Here is an 18706-nt window from a genome sequence, read left to right as displayed (position 1 = left end):
ACTTCTCTGATGACACCCGTATCCACATCGACAACCAGGCTGGCCGGCGGCACGCCGAGCTGGCCGACCGCCTGAAGACGATCGTCGACCGGTGCGCGCCGGAGGTGGCCGGGGCCGTGGGGATGGAACTGCCCTCCGCCCTGACCATCCGATTGCTCACCCCGCCCGCCTGGCGCAAGCGCGTCGTGGACAACACGCGCGAGCGGATCGCCGCGGAAGTTCGCGACCTCGCGCCGGACGCCAGCGCGGTGAAGAAGGTAAACCAGCAGGCGGCGTTCCAGCCTTTCGCACTGCGCCTGATGTGGATGCAACTCGGCCCCCGGACGGTGCGGCTGCCGGATGGCGCTGCCGAGATCTGGCTCGCGCCGGAATCCCTGCGCCACACCGGTCTCTACCACGACGAAGACGAGCTAACGCTGTGCTTCGCATTCGGATTGATCGGTCACGCGCAGCAACTTCGCTCACCGCTGCTGGCGACCGTCGATTCCCCCTTCCAGCACGAGCGGGGCTGGTCCGGCCGCGCGGCCGTACCGTTCGTTGGGGGTCATGCCACCTGGGGCGGCACGCAGATCGCTACCAAGATCCTCGGCCGCATCCCCCACGAGGACGGCAAGTCCCGCCAGGGCCAATCGTTGCAGTCCCGCTTCTGGGGAAAGCTGTTCGGCCCGATGAGGAAGGCCACCTTCGAGGACCCGCTGACGTTCTTCGACCAGGTCATCGAGGGCACCGACGCAGAGCCGGGCCTGGGAATCGAGCGCTTCAACGGAGTCTGGGCGGACATCGAGTGCTTCCCCACCGCTGAGGAGATGTCGAACCCGCGCCAGTGGCTCAAGCGCGTCCGCCCGCTGCTGGGTGATGAGCGGTGAGCCGCCACAAGCGAGTCCCTGACAAGGAGCAGTCTCAGGATCTGCGGGGACTGGGCCTGTGGCCGCTCATATGGCTCATCGTGATCGTGATCGCCATCCCCGTCTTCGTTTTCGGAGACCCGGCCCGCGGCGCCGAGACCGTCGCTCCCGGCGCCCGTTCCGTGCCGGCCGGGGAGAACGCATCCGATCCGCATGGTGACGGACCCGTCGTGCCTTCACGCGGGCCGGGCGGGTTCGCCCGGCCCGCGTGATCACCACCCCAGGGGATGTGCCCGCCGTCCCGGGGAGCAGATTCTGCCGATCGCCCTGGGCTGGGTTCGGCGCCGGTCTGTGCGCCGTCTTCGTGTGGCTGTGGTGGACCCGCGGATGCGGTGACGACACCAAGTGCCGCCTGACTCATCCCCCGAAGGAGGGACATGCCTGAGCTGTTCGTCGACAGATCCCACGAATCGGGCCGTCTGTGGCCCCGCCGGGCGATAGGTGCGCTGGCCTTGCTGTGCGATGCAGGCGGTCACCGGGTGGCGCTGGTCGAACCTGCCTATCACACCCGCGGTCTCATCCTGATCGGCGGCGCTGTTGAAGAGGGCGAGGACCCTCGAAGGGCGCTCTCGCGGGAGATTGATGAGGAGACCCGTCTGCAACGAGAGGCGGGGCGACTGCTGGTGACGGAGTATGTCAACGCTGAGCCCGGCCGGGGAAAACCCGACGGTCTGAATCTCGTGTTCGACGTCGAACCGCTTGGTCCGGGCGAATGGGAAAGCGTCATCCTGGCGCGCGCAGAACTGAAAGAAAAACGCCTCGTACCTCTGGCTGACGTTGAAACCTGCACCGAAGGCTTGCTCGCCCGCCGCATCAAAACTGCAATGCGAGCCAGGGCCGCCGGCACCCACGAATATCTATCACCGCCCGAATGAAAACAAGCTGCCAACGTAAAACGGACGGTTCAACCCGGCAGCGGCGGCCCCCCGCGGGCTGCCGGCTCTTGACCGTCCGGCGGCCCGGCCCTCACTACCGCACCCACGGCTTCGCCCGCCCCGGCACAGCGGGCGGCGGCCCGCCCCGAGGTGCACAGCCCTTCGGACCGTGCCCTTACGCCCTACCCCACCTGACCCGCACCACCCGTTTGCTGATCACGCCGAGAACCAGGACATGAAACCCTCACTTTCTGCTGCCGCCCGCACCGCAACCGACGCCACCACGCCCGACGCACCGACCGCCCCCATTCTTGCGCCGCTTCCCGCAGATCCCTCCGAGCCGGATGCCCGCCCCTCGTCCACGACCGGAGGCGAGAGCATGCCCGGGGCGGGCAACACGGCACCGGTCCGGTCAGGAGGCGCGCATCAGCCCGCGGTGTTCACCCTCGACCGTGTGAACCGGCCGCGTGCCGTTGCCGACGCCTGCGGGCTGCTGCTGATCGTCGTTGCCGCGGTCTGTGTGGGGTCGGTCTATGCCTTCGCCGACCTGTGCGGCATCCGGCAGGCCCCGCACGAGGAGACCGTCACGCTGGTCTCCTCCGTGCTCGCCGCCGGCACGGTTCTGCTGTGGCTGACCTGGTTGCTGATCAAACGGGCCGCGCCTCGGTGGGCATGCCTGGCCGCCGTGGTGGTCGGGATGCTGGCCGTGGTGGCGAAGGTCCCCGAGCCCTGGCAGACCACCGAGCAGATATCGGGGACCGCCGGCGAGGCCGTCTTCCACACCGCCCTGGGCTGGCTGGTACTGGAGGTCTGCCGCCGGCACGGCATCACCCCAAAGCGGCTGGGCCTGCTGCCGCAGCAGCGCGGCGCCACCGACCAGGCACGTGACCGCGAAGCGGCGCTGCTCCTGACCGTGGCGGTCGTCTGCTTTCTCACCACGGACCTCACCGGCTGGCTGAAGACGAACCTGGCGCCGTTCGGGTCGCTGCCCGTGCCCCGGCCCGACTCCCTCGACGGCGTCGTCGTCTTCGCATCCTGGGAGGTACTCCCCGCCGTCTTCGGCGCCGTGATCCTGGAGGACGTCCTGCTCGTCGGCGCCGTGGCCGCACTGCTGCACATCGCCCGCCGACCCGCCTGGATGATCTACACCATCGTCAGCGTCATCGAAGTGGCCTTCCACCTCCACTACGGTCTGGGCGCCCTCGCGTTCGTGCCCTACGCGCTGATGCGTACCTGGCTCCTCCTGCGCTACGCACGGCTGCTTCCCCTGATCCTCGGCCACACCATTGCCGACGTAGCCGTTCTGCTCTGGGCACCGCCGGCGGTAGCCCTCGCCAAGATCACCCTCACACTGATCCTGATCGCCAGCCTGTGGCACCCCCTCCACCGAGAAGGGCAGAACCCGGCACCCGCCGACTCCGGTTGCCACGACACCACCCCGCACGGCGGCCATTAGCCCGAGCACCGCACCGGCCGCCGGCCAACACCCCGGTGCCCGGGTCCTGAGCCCCACGTAGAGCCCCGCCGCCCCCAGCGCAGCTCGGGGGAGGCGGGCACAAGCTCCCGCCGCTCGCCGGGGACGAGTAAACGCGGCCTTCGGACGGCGGGCGGCGGGCCCTTCTTCTTCGCACTCCTTCGGCATCCCGCTACGCACACCCCCTGTATCGGAGCAGCCATGACTTCCCGGATTCTGGTGACCGGTGTCGCCGCACCTCCCGGGCTCGCCCTGGCCAGGGCACTGTTACCCGAAGCCAACGTCATCGCCGCGGACGCTGACCCCCACGCACCTGGTCTGCGCATCCCCGGCGTCACCGCCCGGCAGCTTCCCCCCGCCTCGGACAACGAGCGCTTCGCCAAGGAACTACTGAGTCTGTGCGGCAGCGAACAGCCGCACGCGCTGATCTCCACCACAGCGCAGGAACTACCGCTGCTCGGCCGCCTGGCCGGCCGGCTACAGAGCATGGGCGTACGCACCTGGCTCCCGAGCACCCGCACCGCCGAAGCCTGCCTGGACCACCGCCTCCTCTACACCCTCCTCGCCGACCGCGATGTACCCACGCCAGGGTGGTGGCGGCCGGAGCACACCGCAGGCATTCCCCACGACGCCGAGGTCGAGATCCAGGTCACCGACCGCCGCCCCGACAGGGCCTTCGAACCGGTCCCCTGCACCTCCCGTGAGCAGGCGCGCATGCTGTGCGCCCTGCTGGAGCCCGCGGTGATCCAGGAACGGGTTCGCGGCGCGGAGTTCACAGCGGACTGCCTGGTCGACAACCGCCGCCAGGCATCGGTGATCCTGCGCCACCGCCACCTGATCCAAGGCGGCGTGTCCATGGTCACCTCCACCTTCCACGACCCACGTGCCGCCGCCGTGGTCACCCAGGCCCTCGACGCCGTCGGCATCCGCGGCCCGGCCTGCGTACGCGGCGTCATCCGCACCCCGCCACATCCCGCCGTGGTCATCACCCACGTCAACGCCCACGTCTCCGCCGGGTTCGCGTGCAGCACCGCGGCTGGCGCCGACTACCTCGGACAGGTCATGGGCGGCCTGTTCGGCAGGCCCGTCGACCACAGCCGGCTCCGCTACGCGCCCCACGTCCGCATGGTCCAGCACCACGCAACGCTCGACATCCACGGCGCCCCGCCCCGCACCTGGAACTGAAGGAGAACCCCGCAGCCCATGACCGGCACCGACCACGGACAAGAACACCGCTTCGAACGACGACAGCGGCTCGCCGTCGCACTCCTGGCCGGCGCCGTGCTGCTCATCGCCGCAGCGGTGCTCCTCCCGCGGCTGCTCTAGCCGCGGGCTCGGCACCCGGGGCCGCCCTCTGTGGGGGACAGGCGGCCCCGGGCCCGTCCCGCTTCCCCGAGCGGCAACCGCTCCGCCCGCGCGGGAACCCGGGCCCCCGGGGGGTGGATCACCGAGATCAGGACACGGGCACGGTGATCCACCCCCACCCCACCGTGCACCGCAGGAGAAAGAGAGAAAGCGGGCCGTCCCCGCCTCTCCACCCGACCAGGAGACCCACATGACCTCCTTCCCGATACCGGAAGCCCCCTTCTTCGTACCGACACTCATCCGAGAGGACATGGAATGGCTGACTGAGCACACCGACGTCGAGCCGCGCATCGAACGACCCACCAAACAGACCCTGCGCGTCATCCACGAGGGCAAGCGCCTGCGTCTGGAGCTGAACTACCGGCGCAATTACCAGGGAAAATGGAGGCTGTGCGTCTCACCCCTTTACCAGGACGGTGAGCGCCGTGAGCCAGCCAACGGGTGGCACGACTACGCCCGCATCTTCAACAAGATCGAACACGGGAAGAAGCCCGAACTCCTGGAAATCGAGCCCCTGCCCCCAGAGCACAAGATTCCATTGGCAGTTCAAAGGGAACTCGATGGCATCCGCAAGGTGGGGAAGAAGCACGGCGGCGAGACCACCATCGGGCTGCACGGACTGAGGTACGTCATCTGCCTCCATGCGCCGAACGGGGCGCGCTGGTACCAGTTCTATGCCCGGCGCGGTGGAGTATACGTACGCGAGATGGTGCAGATCTACGACAGCGACGGCAACGACACCACCCGCGAAGTCCTCAACGGCACCGTGACGGTCCAGATCGAAGCCTTCAAGCAGCTCGTCGCCCGCTTCGGGGGAATAGGGACGACCCCTTCGAAGATGGGATCGCCCAGCCGTTCGCCGGAATCTGGGGGCATGCCCAACTCGGTAGCCGTGCGCAAGCACAGCGTCATCCGCGTATGAGCCGCCCTTCGCCGAATCGCTCCGATGACGAGCCGGCCCCGGCTTCATCGGACACGGAGACCAACCACCGCTTCAATAACCCAACCCGCCTGAGCCAGTGGAGTCCTTCCCGCATGCCACCCCCCAGCCACATACACGTACAGCAGGACGCAGGCCGCAGGCACGACGCCCTCGCCCACCGCATCGAGCGCATAGCCGACGCGTGCGCTCCGCTCGTCGAGGACATCACCGGCTTGCTGCTGCCCCCGCGGGTGGTCATCCGCCTTGCCACCCCCGGTGACTTCCGCGTCACCTGCCAGGCGCACCATGAGCGGCTGCTGATCACCGAAGTACGCGAACTTCTGCCGCGTGCGCCTCATATCCGCGCAGCACGCGAGCAGGTGCGGCAGCACAAGGACGGCCCCGCACGCCGGCTGGGAGGAGCTGCCCAGACGATCCTCACCGCCGAAGGCGGCACCGAAATCCTGATGACCCCGAAGGTCATGCGCCGTGCCGGGCGCGATGAGGACGACAGGTGGCTGCACCTGAACCTCGCGCAGGCACTGTGCCGGCCGGCCCAGCACCGCGCTTCCCAAGGGCTTCTTCTCACCCTGATCGACACACCGTTTCCGCATGCGCGGGGCGTTGCCGGCCTCGCCCTGGAAGACCTGACTGCGGGGCACGCCATGTGGACGGGGCAGCAGGTGCGGACCACGCTCCTGGGCGCCCCGCCTGCCGTGCCGGCCACCCCGAAGACCTCCTGGGTGTATCGCAGGCACGAGACGCGAACCCGGCCCGCCGCAGAAGCGGTCGAACACGGCGGAGAGGACTTCGTCACCTATGTAGTCAGCCAGTTGGGGACCGCTCTCTTCAACCGGCTGTGGCAGCGCCTCGACCTCGCCCCGACCCACGACGAACTGAACACCCCGATTCAGTGGGTGAAACGCATCTACCCCCTGCTCGCGGCCGATGACCCCGTGCGTGAGCCCCTTTCAGCACGACCGACCCCGCGGTTCAACTGACGCGCTGGCCCAGCGGCCCCCCGGGCTCACCCATGCAGAACAGCCCGAGGGGCCGCCCCTGCAATGCCTCAACGCAGATGCTTCCATCCTGGAATTCACGATGATCACCCGCGAACAGCTCAGCATCCCCGCCGGGCCTCCACGGCATGAGGATGAAGAACGCCTCAGACACGATCACTTACGCTGGCTCACCGACACCGGACTGCTCGCCGAGAACCAGGCCCACAGGTTCGTCCGAACCTCCCGCATCACCGAGCTAATCTCCCTCATGGCACCAAGGGGCCTCTACCCGGAAATCGTGTACGTCACGAACACGGCAGCCTGGCACCTCCTTGTCCGGGAACTCTTCGAAGCCCCGGACGGCCTCCGCCTGACCGAGCACACCGAGTTCGTCCGCACCCTCGTCGCCTCCATCGACGCCCGCACACCCCCCACCACCCAATGGCACACCGCCGCGATCCTGTGCACCACCGCCCTCACCGCATCCAAGAGCCCGGAATGGGCACGGCGGCACAAGCACCACTGGCGGACGTTCCTGGTCAACTGCCTCGAAGACGCCCGCCCCGAACCGCCGCGCGCCGACTTCGCCGACTGCCTCCGGCGCCGCCGCATCCCCGTCGGCACCGCCGTCATCGACAGCGCCGAAGCCCTCGGCCGCTACGAACTCCCCCAGCACATCGCCGGGCTGCCCGAGCTGGAGCGCTTCCGCCTGGTCACCACCGACATGTGCGTGCTCGCCCGCGACCTGCTCCGCCTCGACCGCGAACTCACCAACGCCCACAATGCGGTCGTCGCCTACCGCACCCAGCACTGCCTCGACTGGTCCGACGCCCAGACTCAGGTCCTGGCCATCTACCACCGCCGCCGTCGCGAACTGCACGAACTGACCGCCCGCATCCCGTACTTACCCGCCGTCGCCGGCCAGCCCCTCACCGACCAGGTCACCCTCCGGACCTACCTCCACGATCTCTGGCAGGTCACCCACGGATTCGCAGCAGCCCACCTCATCAACCACCGCCACTGGACCCCGTTCCACACCCGATGACGCCCTCCAGGCCGGAAGTACAAGGACCTATCCAGCCCGCAGGGTGATGACGCGCCGACCGGCGCTTTCCGCACATGCTCAGCCCGGTACGGGCACCGTCATGGCAGGGCCGGGCGCGGCTTCGGTACGTCCGGCAGATAGGTGGAGACAGCGAAGCTGTCATCGCTGCCGCCGGGGGTTATCCGGACGGTGATGCGGCGCCATCGAGCGCCAGCTATCGGGGGCCTGCACGGGCTGCTGGCCGGTGCGGCTGCGGGTGGCGCTGCTGGTCTGTGCGCCTTCGGCCTGTCGGAACTGCCGATCGGCGATGTTGCGCATACGCCAGACGAGGACCTCGACGACGGAATCTGCGGTGTCGAGCTCGCGGCCGTCGACGGCCTTGGTCAGAACGTCCGCCGGACGGTGACCATCCGCCTCGGCCTCGTGGATGGTGGTGGCCAGGGCTGGCCAGGCGGGGTCCGTGAGGATCTGCTCGGCGCGCTCGGGGAGGGCCCCGCGTACGAGGACGGCGTAGAGGTCGACGGCCTCGGGTGTCGGGGCACGCTGGGCGAGGGTGTTCAGGGCTGGTGCGGCGGTGTGGCGGTAAGCGGCACGGAGATGGGACAGGGTGGCTCGGGCTGCGGCGGCTTGCTGGGTGTGGCGTTGGGCGCGGTGCCAGCGGGCGGCGGCAATGGTCAGGAGGGTGAGGGTGAGCAGTAGGTCAAGGGCGGGGGCGTCGGGGATGGGTTGGCCCGCGGTGCGCAGGAGGCGTTTGGCGGAGGTGCGCAGTTCGGCGGCTTGGGCGTAGTCGAAGCGGATGCGGGAGCGGGTGGCGCGTTCGAAGGTCTGGGCCGCGACGAAGAGTTCGCGGCGGGCGGTGCCGGTGGCGAGGGCGGGCAGGATGTCCAACAGCTCGCCGGCGGCGGCCAGCCCGGCTTGGGCAGCAGAGGGGTTGCCGTTCTCGTGCAGGGTGCGGTGGGCGTTGCGGAGTGCTGAGGTTGCCTGGCGCCAGCGCTCGGCGGGCTGGACCTGGCGGGTGGTGGGGGTGTCGGGAGACTGTCCCGTGAGGCGGGCTCGAATCTTCGGCAAGGACAGGTCGGGGGCGAGCTTGCCGCCCGGGAACCAGATCGGGTCGCCGGCGGCATTGGTGTCTGCGGCGAGGGCGACTTTGTAGCCGAGGGCATCCCCGGAGGGCGCGATGCGCTTGTCGACGAGGACGTCGGCCCCGGCAAGCAGAGCGAAGAAGTGGTCTTCGCTCTGGGCGTGGGCGGCGGCGGTGCGGACGGTGGCGCGCAGCTTCTCGCGCGGTGTGACAGGGCTGCCGGTGCGGCGGGTGGCTTTCTCGGTTTCGGCGCGGGTGGGGCGTTTGGCGGCGGTGCGGTCGCCGCGGCCGTAGGCACGTAGCCCCCACTCGGTCTCTATCTTCGCCAGCTCGGCGTCGGCGCGGTGGTAGTCGTTCCAGTGGCGGGGGCGGCGCAGGTCCCCGCGCATCTTGGTGGCAACGATGTGGATGTGGTCCGGTGCGTGCCGGGCGGCGATCCAGCGGCAGCCGTCCGGGTCCCCGGTCGGGGCGATGCCGGTGGCATGCACGATACGGCGGGCGACCTCGGCCCACTGCTCGTCGGTCAGGATCGGGTCTTCGGGTGCGGCCCGGATCGCGCAGTGCCACACGTGACCCTTCGGTGCGCGGTCGCCGGCCTGTTTCACCCGCAGATCGAGGGCCTGTACCAACTGGCCGAGGACCCGCTTGGGGTCATCGGTGCGGCCGGGGTCGGGGACCAGTTCGTCCCAGGCGGCGACGAGGTGCGGGTCGGTGTGGTCGTGGCTGCGGCCGGTCTTGTACAGGTAGGCGATCGTGTTGCGGGTGCTGTGGCCCGGCTTCATGATCTTCGCAATCATCGGCGGGCCCGGTCGGTGGCGGCCTGGTAGGCCGAGGAGTCCACGGACTCCAGAACTGCCTGGGTGAGCGAGATGGCCTGCACTGCGGCGGCCAGCACAGCGGTGTCCCTGGGGTGGGTAGGGCCGCGGGAGTTCAGGCGCTTGGCGATCTGGTTGACGTTCTTGCCGACCCGGGAAATGGCGGTGCGCAGGGCAGCGAGTTCGTCGATCAGGTCGTCGGTGGCGGTGCGCTGGCCGACGAGCGGGATGGTGTGGTCGACCACGGCCATGGTGGCGTCCGCCATCAAATGGGCGACCGCGATGTTCAGCTCCCTGGCACGCGTCTTGATCTGGGTTTCCTCGGCACGGCTGAAGCGCACGGTCAGGCGTCGGGTGCGCTGGCGGGTGTCGCGGCGCCGGCGGCGGGCGGCGCGGTGCACGGCGGCGGCGATGGCGGCACGGATCGGCAGCGGCCCGGCGGACTCGCCGCCCGCCCCGTTCTGGTCCGGCTCCCCCTGGAGCCGGACCACTTCCTCCGCCACCCCCGGGGCGGAGACACCCCCGCACGGACCGGCCTTGGACGGTCCAGGGGGATACCTTGCTGCGCCGTTATCAGTGGTGCTGTTGATGCTGGCGGGCCTGACGTTCTGGTGGTGCATGCTCGTGTCTCTGGTTCGTGTGGTGTCGTCCCACTCGTTGCTCCGCTGGTCAGCGTAGGTACGGGTAGGGATCGAGGTACGGGAGGACTCGTTGCGGGGACGAGTCCCGTCCCCGGGCTGAGCTGCGCGGGGACGGGTGCAACGAGTTGCTGCGGGTGGCTTTACGCCGCTGAGGAGATCGCCGACTGTGCCGGTTCCTCGGCCTGGTCGCGTTCTGCCTGCAGTTGGTGGGTGACCTGCACGAGGCGGTCCTTGCCGATCGTGTGGCCCGCGGCCCGGATCGCTTTTTCGACCGAGCGCCGGGAGATGCGGTCATCGCGTCCAAGTGGCGCATTGCGGCCGATGGCGACGAGTTCGTCGAGAGCGGCGCTGGGCTGGCGTCCCCTGGGCCTGCTTCTCGATTCCGCCGGGTCTTTCGCCACTTGCTCCCCGGTGGTGATGGCGGTCTCTGTCGGCGCGGGCTTCGGCGGGTTCTCCGGCATCTCCGTAGGGGGCGTTTCCGGGATTGCGGTGGTGTGGCGATCACGTGCGGCGGAATGTGTGGCGTTGGTGTGGCGGCGGACGAGGAGGTACAGGTGTACGGCTCCGGCGAGGGCGAGTGGTGCGATGGCGGACAGGGCGCCGACGGTGAAGTTGTCCAAGCGCAGGCCACCGGTGTCGGGGCGGGATTGCTCGTTGAGGCGGATGGCGTGGAGGGCGTTGGCTGCGATGCTGACGGCGGTGGCGATGCCGACCAGCGCCCAGACGTAAAGGCGGGATCGCAGAGGGCGGGTGCGCAGAAGGAGGAGGGCGCCGATGCCGATGGCGATGAACCCGTCGATGACGAAGGGGAAGGCGTAGGCGAGGGGTTCGCGTACGTGGCTGGCGACGGCCATGTGGCGCAAGGCGTCGTAGGAGAGGGCGAAGCCGGCGGTGCCGAGCAGGGCGATGCCGAAGCGGATGGCGACGGCTCCCGGTATGGAGGTGGGGACATCAGAGTGCTGGGGCATGCGGTGCGTTCTTCTCCCGGGGCGGGGGTGAGCGGATATCGGCCGCCGTTGGGCCCTGTGGCCGCAGGGGGGTGGCGGTGATGTCGGGTGGACTCGTTGCGGGGTGGGGACCCGTCCCCGTGCTGGGCTGCGCTGGGACGGGTGCGACGAGTTGCGCCGGGTCAGGCCCGTGAGTCCGTTGGTGCCTCGGGGAGCGCTGGGCAGTAGCGGTTCCAGGCGTCGACGAACTGGGTGCGGGAGAACCCCTTGGCCTGGGTGCCGCCGGGGAAGCGGTGGTTGGCGGAACTGATGCCGTAGTCCTTGAGCAGCAACTGCAACCCGCGCGGGCTCAGTCCGTGTGGGCCGTATTCGGCCCACGGTGCTTCGCTGTCGGCCTTCAGCGCCTCGATGAGGCGGCTGGTGCGCATGATGGCGGGGTCGCCTTCGTCGGCGAAGACGCGGCGGATGTCGGTCAGGATCCGGGCCTTCAGGCCACCGTCCTCGTCCTGCCCCGCCTCGTGCATCGACATCGCCCGGCACGCTGCGCGGGCGGCTTCGGGCCAGCGTCCTCCGGCGAGGTCGGCGACGACAACCAAGGGCTCCCAGGTGTCGGCGGCGCGATCCTCGACCGGCATCACCGGCTCTTCGTTCATCGCCTCCGCCTTCAGCGGGCGCAGCCAGGCCGTGAGACGTTCGCGGACGCGGCGGAGAGCGGGGGTGTCGCGGGCGGTGCGGAAGGAGGCGACCTTCTCGGCTCCGGCGCGGCGGCGCATGCGGATCACCACGGACCGGTCCATGATCGCGTCCGGCAGGTCCCCGATCCCGGCCAGCGCCGCCATGGCGAAGGTGGGAAACGTGGCCACGTCGTGGTTGGGTCCGGTGACGCGGAGGGTAGGGCGGTTGCGCTGATGGCCGGCGTTCAGCAGACCGCGCAGGTCCTCGTTGCGTTCGGCGACCTTCGCCGTGCCGAAGATCGTGTCGGCCTCGTCCACCAGCAGGGTGGGCGGCTCGTCGTCGGTGATGGACCGGAAGATCGCTGCCGGGCTGGCGTTCACCGTGATCAGCGGCGCGTGCACGGTCTCGGTCACCACGTCCAGCAACCGCGACTTCCCGCACCGCTTCACCGGACCGGTGATCGCCAGCCGCGGCGCGTGCTGCCACGCCGTCTGCAGATGCGTCGCGGCCACCCACAGCGTCACCGCGTCCAACGCGTGGTCGGACGGCAGGATGACGAAGTGGGCTATCTTCCGCCGCAGTTCAGAGAGCAGCCCGGCGCCCCCGGATTCGGGCGCCGTCGCTTCCCGATGGTGGCTGCGCGGCGGCTCCTCAGCAGCGCAGGCTGGCCCGATGGCCGGTGCCTCGTCCCCCTGGCTGGGCTGGGCGGGGACGGAGAGCAGCGGCCGGGTGGCGTCGCTGGTGGCTGGCGTTTCGGGGCAGGTGTCGTCCATACTGGACATCAGCTCCTCAGCTCGCGGGCCATATGGGACGGCAATCCCGGCCACGCGGGTCGATCGCTAGGGATGGCGGTTATGAGGTTCGCGCTTGGCCCCCTGGCTACCACCGGGGGGCTTTTTGCTGTCCGCGGTGCCGACCATGGCGGTCTTCTTCGGTGGTCAGTGGTGCGGTGCAACTAGCGTATCACATCTTCTGCCGATCGCAGAAGTGTTTTGCGTGACGCAGAAGAGCTGCTACTGTAGTAGTCCCCTAGCAACGGAGCAGTGCGCTACGAACGGAGGGAGGTGATCAGGATGAGCGAGGACCCCTCGCAGGGCGTTCTCCTCAGCGGCGAGGAGAACGTGGCCGTCCGCATCAGACTGGAACGCGAGGCGCGCGGCTGGAGCACCAACGGACTGTCCGACCGACTCAACGACGCCGGGTTCGACATGAACCCCTCGGCGGTCTGGCGCATCGAGAACCGCAAGCGCCGCATCAACCTCGACGAGGCCATCGGCTTCGCCGGGGTCTTCGGCATCGACCTGCGCAACCTCGTCGGCCCGCCGCAGCTCGCGGCCAGAACCCGGGCCATGGAGCTGATCGACGACGTCGTGGACGCCTACCGCGCCACCCAGCGCGCCAACGGTGCCTTCACCACCGCCCGCGACGCGCTGGACGCGTACCTCGCCGAGCACCCCGGCATCCGCGAAGAGGCCGACGTGATGGTGTCCAACGCCATCGCCGAAGTCAGCGCCGGCCAGATGGCCAAGACCTACGGCCCCCCGCCGGAGGAGCGCTCCGAGGCGGACGAGGCTTAGCCTCCCACCGCTCCAACAGCCCTTCCGGGCACGTCACAAGCCCAACTACGGGCCCCTCCCTCTCCACCACCGCCATCCCGTGCGATCGACCCGGCAGGCCGGCATTGCCGTGCCACCGCCTGCCAGAAGAGGAACCACACTTGCGCCAAACCGCAATACCCCGCGCCTCCACGCAGACCGCTACCGCAGCGAAGGAGGTGACCAATCAGGATCGCCTGCTCACCGCGGGCGAGGCTGCCGAGCGCCTCGGCACGGGCGTGCGCTTCGTGCGCCGCCTCATCCAGGAACGCCGCATCCGCTACGTCAAGCTCGGCAAGCACGTCCGCATCCCCGAGAGCGCCATCGCCGCCTTCATCGCGGAACGCACGGTGCTCACCGCCGCCGAGACGCGAGCCGCCCGCTACGGGAAGGCCGCCTGATGGCAAAGGGTAAGAGTTCCAAGCGGACCTTCGGCCGCATCCGCAAGCTGCCTTCGGGTCGCTACCAGGCGCGCTACCTCGGGCCTGACGGCATCGACCGGCCTGCGCCAGAGACCTTCGCCACCCGCCGTGACGCGGACGACTGGCTGGCCGAGAAGCGCACCGAGATCCAGCGCGACGAGTGGGTGGCTCCGGAGGTCGGGGCCATCCCTCTGGAGAAGTACGCCCTGCAATGGGTGGATGAGCGCGATCTGTCGGCCACCACCGAGGAGTTGTACCGGCGGCTGCTCCGGTTGCACATCGTCCCGCAGATCGGTGACCTTCACCTCGACGAGATCACCGCTCCGCGCGTCCGCACCTGGCGGGCCGAACGGCTGAAGGTGACGGGAGCCACCACGGTCGCCAAGTCCTACCGGCTGCTGAAGGCCGTCATGGAGACGGCTGTTGAGGACGAGTTGATCCGCCGGAATCCGTGTCGGATCAAGGGAGCCGGTAAGGAGTCGGCTGCTGAGCGGCCGATCGCCACCGTCGGCCAGGTGGACGCCTTGGCCGACGCCATGGGGCCGCGCTGGCGCCTGATGGTCTACATCGCGGCCTTCGGCCCAGCCCGCCCGGAGGAACAGGCCGAGATGCGCCGCTCCGATGCCGACCTGGACGCCGTTGGCGTGTGGGTACGCCGGGCCGCCCCGGAGCTGACGACCGGCCGCCGCGTCGTCGGTGACACCAAGTCAGAGGCGGGCAGGCGCTTCATGGCGCTTCCGGCCTTCATGGAGAAGGATCTCCGGCGTCACCTCGACTGGTACGCCGAGAAGGAGCCGGACGGACTGCTGTTCGTAGGAGAGCGCGGGAAGCCGTTCCGCCGATCCACCTTCGGACGGAAGTGGCGCAAGGCACGGTCGAAGGTCGGTCTGCCGGACGGCTTCCGCTTCTACGATCTCCGCCACACCGGACACACGCTCTCGACCCAGGCCGGCGCGACGCTGAAGGACACCATGGTGCGTGCGGGCCAGTCCACCGAACGGGCCGCGCTGATCTACCAGCACTCGAACCTGCAGCGTCAGCGGGAGATTGCAGATGCACTCGACGCGAAGGTGCGGGCGGAGCGTGAAGCCGCAGCTCGGCAGGGGCACGACGAGGACCCATCGGGCACGCAACGGGCACGCGGGGGGTAGAGAGGTCTAGACAACACGGAAGCCCCAGGTTTCTGACCTGGGGCTTTCTTCTGGAGCGGGCGACGGGAATCGAACCCGCGCTCTGAGCTTGGGAAGCTCATGTTCTACCATTAAACTACGCCCGCGTAGAGCGCCCACCGGGCGCTTCGCTGTCACTCTACCGTATGTGCGCCCCCCGGCGAGGTCGTCGGGGGGCTGCCGGTGTTGTGGGGTGGATGTGCCGGGGTGGGGCGGGAGTTGGGGTTACCTTGAGGTGGGGGGTGGCGTGTGGGGTGGGGGGTTGGTCCCGTAGTGTGGCTTTTGTTGCGTTATGGGGAAGGAGCCTGATGGAGACCACCGTCGTCCGATGTGCCGAAGGGCACGTCTTCAGCACCGCCTCGCTCCCGATGCAGAACGTCGGCGCCGCCCGGCGGATCGGGTCCGGTGGGCTCGTGCGGTGTCCGCGGTGTGCGCGGTTGCGGAACGTTCAGCCGGTGGGCAAGGGCGACGCGCGGTAGCGTGCCGGGCAGCCGGTAGGGTCGGGGCGTGCTGCTCTCTGACAAGGACATCCGGAGCGAAGTCGACGCCGGGCGGGTCCGGATCGAGCCCTTCGACGACGCGATGATCCAGCCGTCCAGCGTGGACGTACGCCTCGACCGCTACTTCCGGGTGTTCGAGAACCACCGTTATCCCCACATCGACCCCGCCGTCGAACAGAGCGGCCTCACGCGGCTCGTGGAGCCCGAGGGCGACGAGTGCTTCATCCTGCACCCCGGGGAGTTCGTGCTGGCCTCGACGTACGAGGTCATCTCGCTGCCCGACGACATCGCCTCCCGGCTCGAAGGCAAGTCAAGCCTCGGCCGGCTCGGGCTGCTCACGCACTCCACCGCCGGCTTCATCGACCCCGGGTTCAGCGGGCACGTGACGCTGGAGCTCTCCAACGTCGCCACCCTGCCCATCAAGCTGTGGCCGGGCATGAAGATCGGGCAGCTCTGCATGTTCCGGCTCAGCTCACCCGCCGAGCACCCCTACGGATCCGCCAAGTACGGCTCCCGGTACCAGGGGCAGCGCGGGCCCACGCCCTCCCGGTCGTACCAGAACTTCCACCGCACCGTGATCTGACCGGCTCGGGTCAGAGCGTGCCCAGCTTGAACAGCGCCAGCAGCGCCACCAACTGGATCGAGCACGCCCCCAGCGCCCGCGGCCACGGCAGGTCGTGCGACTTGCTCACCATCGACGTCAGCAGCACCCCCGCCGCCAGCCACGTCAGCCAGCCCACACCCTGCGCGAACATGTGCTCGCCGCCGATGAACATCGCGACCAGCAGCCGCGGCGCGTCCGTGATCGCCACGACCAGCATCGCCAGCCCCACCGTCGGCGCCAGCGCGCCCGCGCCGCCCAACTGCCGGGCGAGCGTGTGCGTGACCGTGCCCATCACCAGGCCGCTGAGCGTGACCGCGACGCCCGTGGCGATGATCCACGGGATGCTGGCCGAGATCGTGGAGTTGAGCACCTCGTCGCGCGCCTGCTCCAGGCCGAAGACCGCGAGCAGGCCGTAGAGGAAGCTCACCGTCAGCGCCGGGCCCCACATGCTGTGGTCGCGCATCTGCCAGAACGTGCGGCTCGGGTGGAAGACGATCCCGCTGAGCAGGTCCTTCCAGTGCAGCCGCGGGCCTACGGGCGGCGCTGCCCCCTCGCCGGCGCGGTAGACGTGGCCGTCGTGGTACGGACCGTAGTCGTCCGGCACCCCGCCGACGCCGTACGGCTGGGTGTTGCCGGGGCGGTCGGCGGCGTACGGGTCGTGGCCGCCGCCGTAGTACTCGGGCCCCGAGCCGTGGCTGCCCGGGGGCTGCCGCCACTGGGCGCCGTACGGCTGCCCGTGCCCCTGTCCGTGCCCGCGCGGCGGCGGCGGGGGGCCGCCGTACTGCGGGCCGCCGTAAGGCGGGGGGCCGCCCTGCGGCGGGCCCTGCGGCCGCCCCTGCTGCCGACTGCCGTGGGGCTCGCGTCCCCGGCCCATTCTGAATCCTGCCACGCGATCGAACGTACCTGGTCTTGCCCGCCGAGGTCACCGGGGCCCGGGAATACGGGGGATGTTTATGGCCAAGACGGTACTTCCCGTAGGGGATCCGCCCTACTGGGTCCGGGGGTGGGTGGCGCGAGTGGAGTGTGGGGGGTCACAGGGCACCGGTGTTCCCGGGCATGAGCCAGGGCCCGGCCGGGGGAGGTCCGGGCCCTGGCCGTCTCTGCGGCGGCGGCGTGAGCGGTGGCGCTCGCGGTACGTCGCCGTCCCTGCGGCGCTGCGTCGTCAGCCCGCGAACTCCGACCCGTACCCCGGGTCCCCCGTCGTCGGCATCCCGACCGACGACGGGTAGATCGCCACCGCACCGTCCGCCGCCACCGTGCCCGCGTCGGAGCGCAGGGCGTAGACCGCGCCGTTGCCGGCGTTCTTGCCGGCCGGGCCGACCGTCAGGTCGTCGTAGCCGTCGCCGTTGAGGTCCGAGAGGAGGACGGCGATGCCGAAGCGGTCGCGGGTCTCGTTGGTGCCGGGGACGCCCGGGGCGTTCTGGTGGACCAGCGTCGCGCCCGCGCCGCCGAAGCCCGAGCCGTCCGCCGCGCCGTAGAGCACCGTGACGGTGCCGGTGTTCTCGGCGGCGCCCAGGGTCTCGTTCGCCGCGGCGACGGCCAGGTCCGTATGCCCGTCGCCGTCCACGTCGCCGAGGGCCAACTGGCCGCCGAAGGAGTCCCCCTTCTCCGGCGTGCCCGGGACGCCCGGCGTGGCCTGGCTCAGGTCCGTGGTGCCGGCGGGGCCGTCCGCGGAGCCGAGGGTGACGGAGACCTTGCCGCCCAGCGCCGCGCCCGGCGTGCCCTCGTCGTCGCGCGTCAGCCCGGTGACGATGTCGGCCCGGCCGTCGCCGTTCACGTCCCCGATGACGGTGGTGTCGCCTCCGGGGAGCTGCCGCTGCCCCGCGTCGGTCAGGCCGTCCGGGGAGCCCGGCACGTAGACGCCGCTGTGCTCCCAGTCGACGTGGCCGTTGACGACGAGATCGTCGTCGCCGTCGCCGTCGACGTCGCCCGCGGCGAGGTCGAACCGGCCCCAGATCTTTCCGTTGTCCAGCGGCACCGCGACCGTGTCCCACGCCCCGTAGTCCCCCTTCGTACGGCCGAAGCCGCCGGTGAAGACGTCCATGGACGCGCTCGTCGAGGCCACGGCCAGGTCCGCGGTGCCGTCGCCGTCGAAGTCGCCGGCGGTGAGGCCGCGGCCGAAGAGGTCGTGCTCGTACGGGCGCGGGTCGGGCAGCGTCGTACCGCCGGCGAGGCCGTACGGCCCGCCCCAAAGGAGCTGGATCGTACCGCCGCTGACGTCGCCGCCGACCTTCTCGCCGGGGGCGGCGACGGCGAGGTCGGTGTACCCGTCGCCGTCGAAGTCCGCGGCGGCGGTCCAGCCGCCCCAGCCGTCGCCCTCCTCGGCGGTGCCGGGGACGCCGGCGCTGTGCTGGCTGAGCCGCTTGGCGCGGCGGGCGGTGATGCCGGCGGCGGTGCCGTTCTCCGCCCCGTAATGGGCGACGATCTGGCCGGCGCCCCTTACTCCGGCGACGTACGCATCGGGCGCGGAGACCGCGATGTCGCGGTCTCCGTCCCCGTTGAAGTCGACCATCGCGCCCGCGGGTTCCGCGGCCGGGGTGCCGGAATCGGCGACGGCGACGGCCCCCAGGCCGCCCGAGAGCGCGGCGGCGGCGGTCGCGGTGGCAAGTGCGGTACGGAGTCTGTGATGCATGCGGCAGCTCCCGGGCGCGGTCGATGACGGCGATCAGA

General features: G+C 70.1%; 18 protein-coding genes and 1 tRNA gene. 12 read left to right on the top strand and 7 right to left on the bottom strand.

The genetic code is table 11. The annotated features are described in order from the left end of the window. The first annotated feature begins 116 nt into the window (after positions 1-116). The 8 genes from CXR04_RS16640 to CXR04_RS16605 all read left to right on the top strand — a co-directional run bounded on the left by CXR04_RS16640 (position 117) and on the right by CXR04_RS16605 (position 7587). Complete coding sequence (locus CXR04_RS16640) at positions 117-866, top strand: hypothetical protein (protein WP_159072335.1); 750 nt, start codon at positions 117-119, stop codon at positions 864-866. 416 nt (positions 867-1282) lie between these two features. Further along, entirely contained in the window at positions 1283-1780 is a 498-nt protein-coding gene (locus tag CXR04_RS16635; protein WP_101423183.1) for an NUDIX domain-containing protein, read from the top strand. Between the two features lie 454 nt (positions 1781-2234). Further along, a complete protein-coding gene (locus CXR04_RS16630) occupies positions 2235-3236 on the top strand; it encodes a hypothetical protein (protein WP_159072334.1) in 1002 nt (333 codons plus the stop codon). Between the two features lie 219 nt (positions 3237-3455). Further along, positions 3456-4439 carry a hypothetical protein gene (locus CXR04_RS16625; RefSeq protein WP_159072333.1) on the top strand — a complete coding sequence of 328 codons (984 nt, stop codon included), beginning with the start codon at positions 3456-3458 and terminating at the stop codon, positions 4437-4439. A gap of 18 nt (positions 4440-4457) precedes the next feature. Then, entirely contained in the window at positions 4458-4580 is a 123-nt protein-coding gene (locus CXR04_RS36440; protein WP_267898191.1) for a hypothetical protein, read from the top strand. Positions 4581-4809: 229 nt separating this feature from the next. Next, the gene (locus tag CXR04_RS16620) at positions 4810-5541 is read left to right on the top strand and encodes a hypothetical protein (protein WP_101423178.1); all 732 of its coding nucleotides are present in this window, start codon (positions 4810-4812) and stop codon (positions 5539-5541) included. A 113-nt stretch (positions 5542-5654) separates the two neighbouring features. Next, positions 5655-6542 carry a hypothetical protein gene (locus CXR04_RS16615; RefSeq protein ID WP_101423176.1) on the top strand — a complete coding sequence of 296 codons (888 nt, stop codon included), beginning with the start codon at positions 5655-5657 and terminating at the stop codon, positions 6540-6542. Between the two features lie 268 nt (positions 6543-6810). Further along, positions 6811-7587: a terpene synthase family protein gene (locus CXR04_RS16605; protein ID WP_159072332.1), complete on the top strand. Its 777-nt coding sequence runs from the start codon at positions 6811-6813 to the stop codon at positions 7585-7587. 159 nt (positions 7588-7746) lie between these two features. On the opposite strand, the gene CXR04_RS16600 is transcribed toward CXR04_RS16605, so the two are convergent. The 4 genes from CXR04_RS16600 to CXR04_RS16585 form a co-directional block, all read right to left on the bottom strand. Continuing rightward, the gene (locus CXR04_RS16600) at positions 7747-9465 is read right to left on the bottom strand and encodes a relaxase/mobilization nuclease domain-containing protein (RefSeq protein ID WP_101423172.1); all 1719 of its coding nucleotides are present in this window, start codon (positions 9463-9465) and stop codon (positions 7747-7749) included. After that, positions 9462-9986, bottom strand: coding sequence for a plasmid mobilization relaxosome protein MobC (mobC, locus tag CXR04_RS16595; protein WP_159072331.1), 525 nt, complete (start codon positions 9984-9986; stop codon positions 9462-9464). Before mobC ends, CXR04_RS16600 begins: the two co-directional genes overlap by 4 nt. Positions 9987-10264: 278 nt before the next feature. Continuing rightward, positions 10265-11092 carry a DUF2637 domain-containing protein gene (locus tag CXR04_RS16590; RefSeq protein ID WP_101423169.1) on the bottom strand — a complete coding sequence of 276 codons (828 nt, stop codon included), beginning with the start codon at positions 11090-11092 and terminating at the stop codon, positions 10265-10267. Between the two features lie 161 nt (positions 11093-11253). After that, positions 11254-12519 (bottom strand): DUF3631 domain-containing protein, encoded by a 1266-nt coding sequence (locus CXR04_RS16585; RefSeq protein WP_101423167.1) that lies wholly within the window; start codon positions 12517-12519, stop codon positions 11254-11256. 300 nt (positions 12520-12819) lie between these two features. Here CXR04_RS16585 and CXR04_RS16580 point away from each other — a divergent pair, with 300 nt between their 5' ends. From CXR04_RS16580 to CXR04_RS16570, 3 genes are all read left to right on the top strand, one after another. Then, positions 12820-13323 (top strand): helix-turn-helix domain-containing protein, encoded by a 504-nt coding sequence (locus CXR04_RS16580; RefSeq protein ID WP_101423165.1) that lies wholly within the window; start codon positions 12820-12822, stop codon positions 13321-13323. A 197-nt stretch (positions 13324-13520) separates the two neighbouring features. Next, complete coding sequence (locus CXR04_RS16575; protein ID WP_101423164.1) at positions 13521-13742, top strand: helix-turn-helix domain-containing protein; 222 nt, start codon at positions 13521-13523, stop codon at positions 13740-13742. After that, on the top strand, positions 13742-14914 hold the full coding sequence (locus CXR04_RS16570; protein ID WP_101423162.1) for a tyrosine-type recombinase/integrase: 1173 nt from the start codon (positions 13742-13744) through the stop codon (positions 14912-14914). The genes CXR04_RS16575 and CXR04_RS16570 overlap by 1 nt, the downstream gene beginning before the upstream one ends. 51 nt (positions 14915-14965) lie before the next feature. Here CXR04_RS16570 and CXR04_RS16565 read toward each other — a convergent pair. Continuing rightward, positions 14966-15039 (bottom strand) — tRNA-Gly (locus tag CXR04_RS16565). 400 nt (positions 15040-15439) lie between these two features. Here CXR04_RS16565 and dcd point away from each other — a divergent pair. After that, complete coding sequence (gene dcd / locus CXR04_RS16560; protein WP_101423160.1) at positions 15440-16015, top strand: dCTP deaminase; 576 nt, start codon at positions 15440-15442, stop codon at positions 16013-16015. Positions 16016-16025: 10 nt separating this feature from the next. On the opposite strand, the gene CXR04_RS16555 is transcribed toward dcd, so the two are convergent. Both CXR04_RS16555 and CXR04_RS16550 read right to left on the bottom strand, forming a co-directional pair. Further along, positions 16026-16925, bottom strand: a complete 900-nt coding sequence (locus CXR04_RS16555; protein WP_442802381.1) for a Yip1 family protein — start codon at positions 16923-16925, stop codon at positions 16026-16028. Positions 16926-17198: 273 nt separating this feature from the next. Further along, on the bottom strand, positions 17199-18668 hold the full coding sequence (locus CXR04_RS16550) for an FG-GAP and VCBS repeat-containing protein (protein ID WP_101423156.1): 1470 nt from the start codon (positions 18666-18668) through the stop codon (positions 17199-17201). Positions 18669-18706: the final 38 nt, after the last annotated feature.

Source organism: Streptomyces sp. CMB-StM0423, from assembly GCF_002847285.1.
Taxonomy (GTDB): domain Bacteria; phylum Actinomycetota; class Actinomycetes; order Streptomycetales; family Streptomycetaceae; genus Streptomyces.
The sequence above is the reverse complement of the archived record's forward strand: the minus strand, read 5'-3'. Positions and strand labels throughout refer to the sequence as shown.

Coding starts and splice junctions, on each gene's coding strand:
- CXR04_RS16635 (WP_101423183.1), top strand. CDS start 1,283: ATGCCTGAGCTGTTCGTCGACAGATCCCACGAATCGGGCCGTCTGTGG.
- CXR04_RS16625 (WP_159072333.1), top strand. CDS start 3,456: ATGACTTCCCGGATTCTGGTGACCGGTGTCGCCGCACCTCCCGGGCTC.
- CXR04_RS36440 (WP_267898191.1), top strand. CDS start 4,458: ATGACCGGCACCGACCACGGACAAGAACACCGCTTCGAACGACGACAG.
- CXR04_RS16620 (WP_101423178.1), top strand. CDS start 4,810: ATGACCTCCTTCCCGATACCGGAAGCCCCCTTCTTCGTACCGACACTC.
- CXR04_RS16615 (WP_101423176.1), top strand. CDS start 5,655: ATGCCACCCCCCAGCCACATACACGTACAGCAGGACGCAGGCCGCAGG.
- CXR04_RS16605 (WP_159072332.1), top strand. CDS start 6,811: ATGGCACCAAGGGGCCTCTACCCGGAAATCGTGTACGTCACGAACACG.
- CXR04_RS16600 (WP_101423172.1), bottom strand. CDS start 9,465: ATGATTGCGAAGATCATGAAGCCGGGCCACAGCACCCGCAACACGATC.
- CXR04_RS16590 (WP_101423169.1), bottom strand. CDS start 11,092: ATGCCCCAGCACTCTGATGTCCCCACCTCCATACCGGGAGCCGTCGCC.
- CXR04_RS16585 (WP_101423167.1), bottom strand. CDS start 12,519: ATGGACGACACCTGCCCCGAAACGCCAGCCACCAGCGACGCCACCCGG.
- CXR04_RS16580 (WP_101423165.1), top strand. CDS start 12,820: ATGAGCGAGGACCCCTCGCAGGGCGTTCTCCTCAGCGGCGAGGAGAAC.
- CXR04_RS16570 (WP_101423162.1), top strand. CDS start 13,742: ATGGCAAAGGGTAAGAGTTCCAAGCGGACCTTCGGCCGCATCCGCAAG.
- CXR04_RS16550 (WP_101423156.1), bottom strand. CDS start 18,668: ATGCATCACAGACTCCGTACCGCACTTGCCACCGCGACCGCCGCCGCC.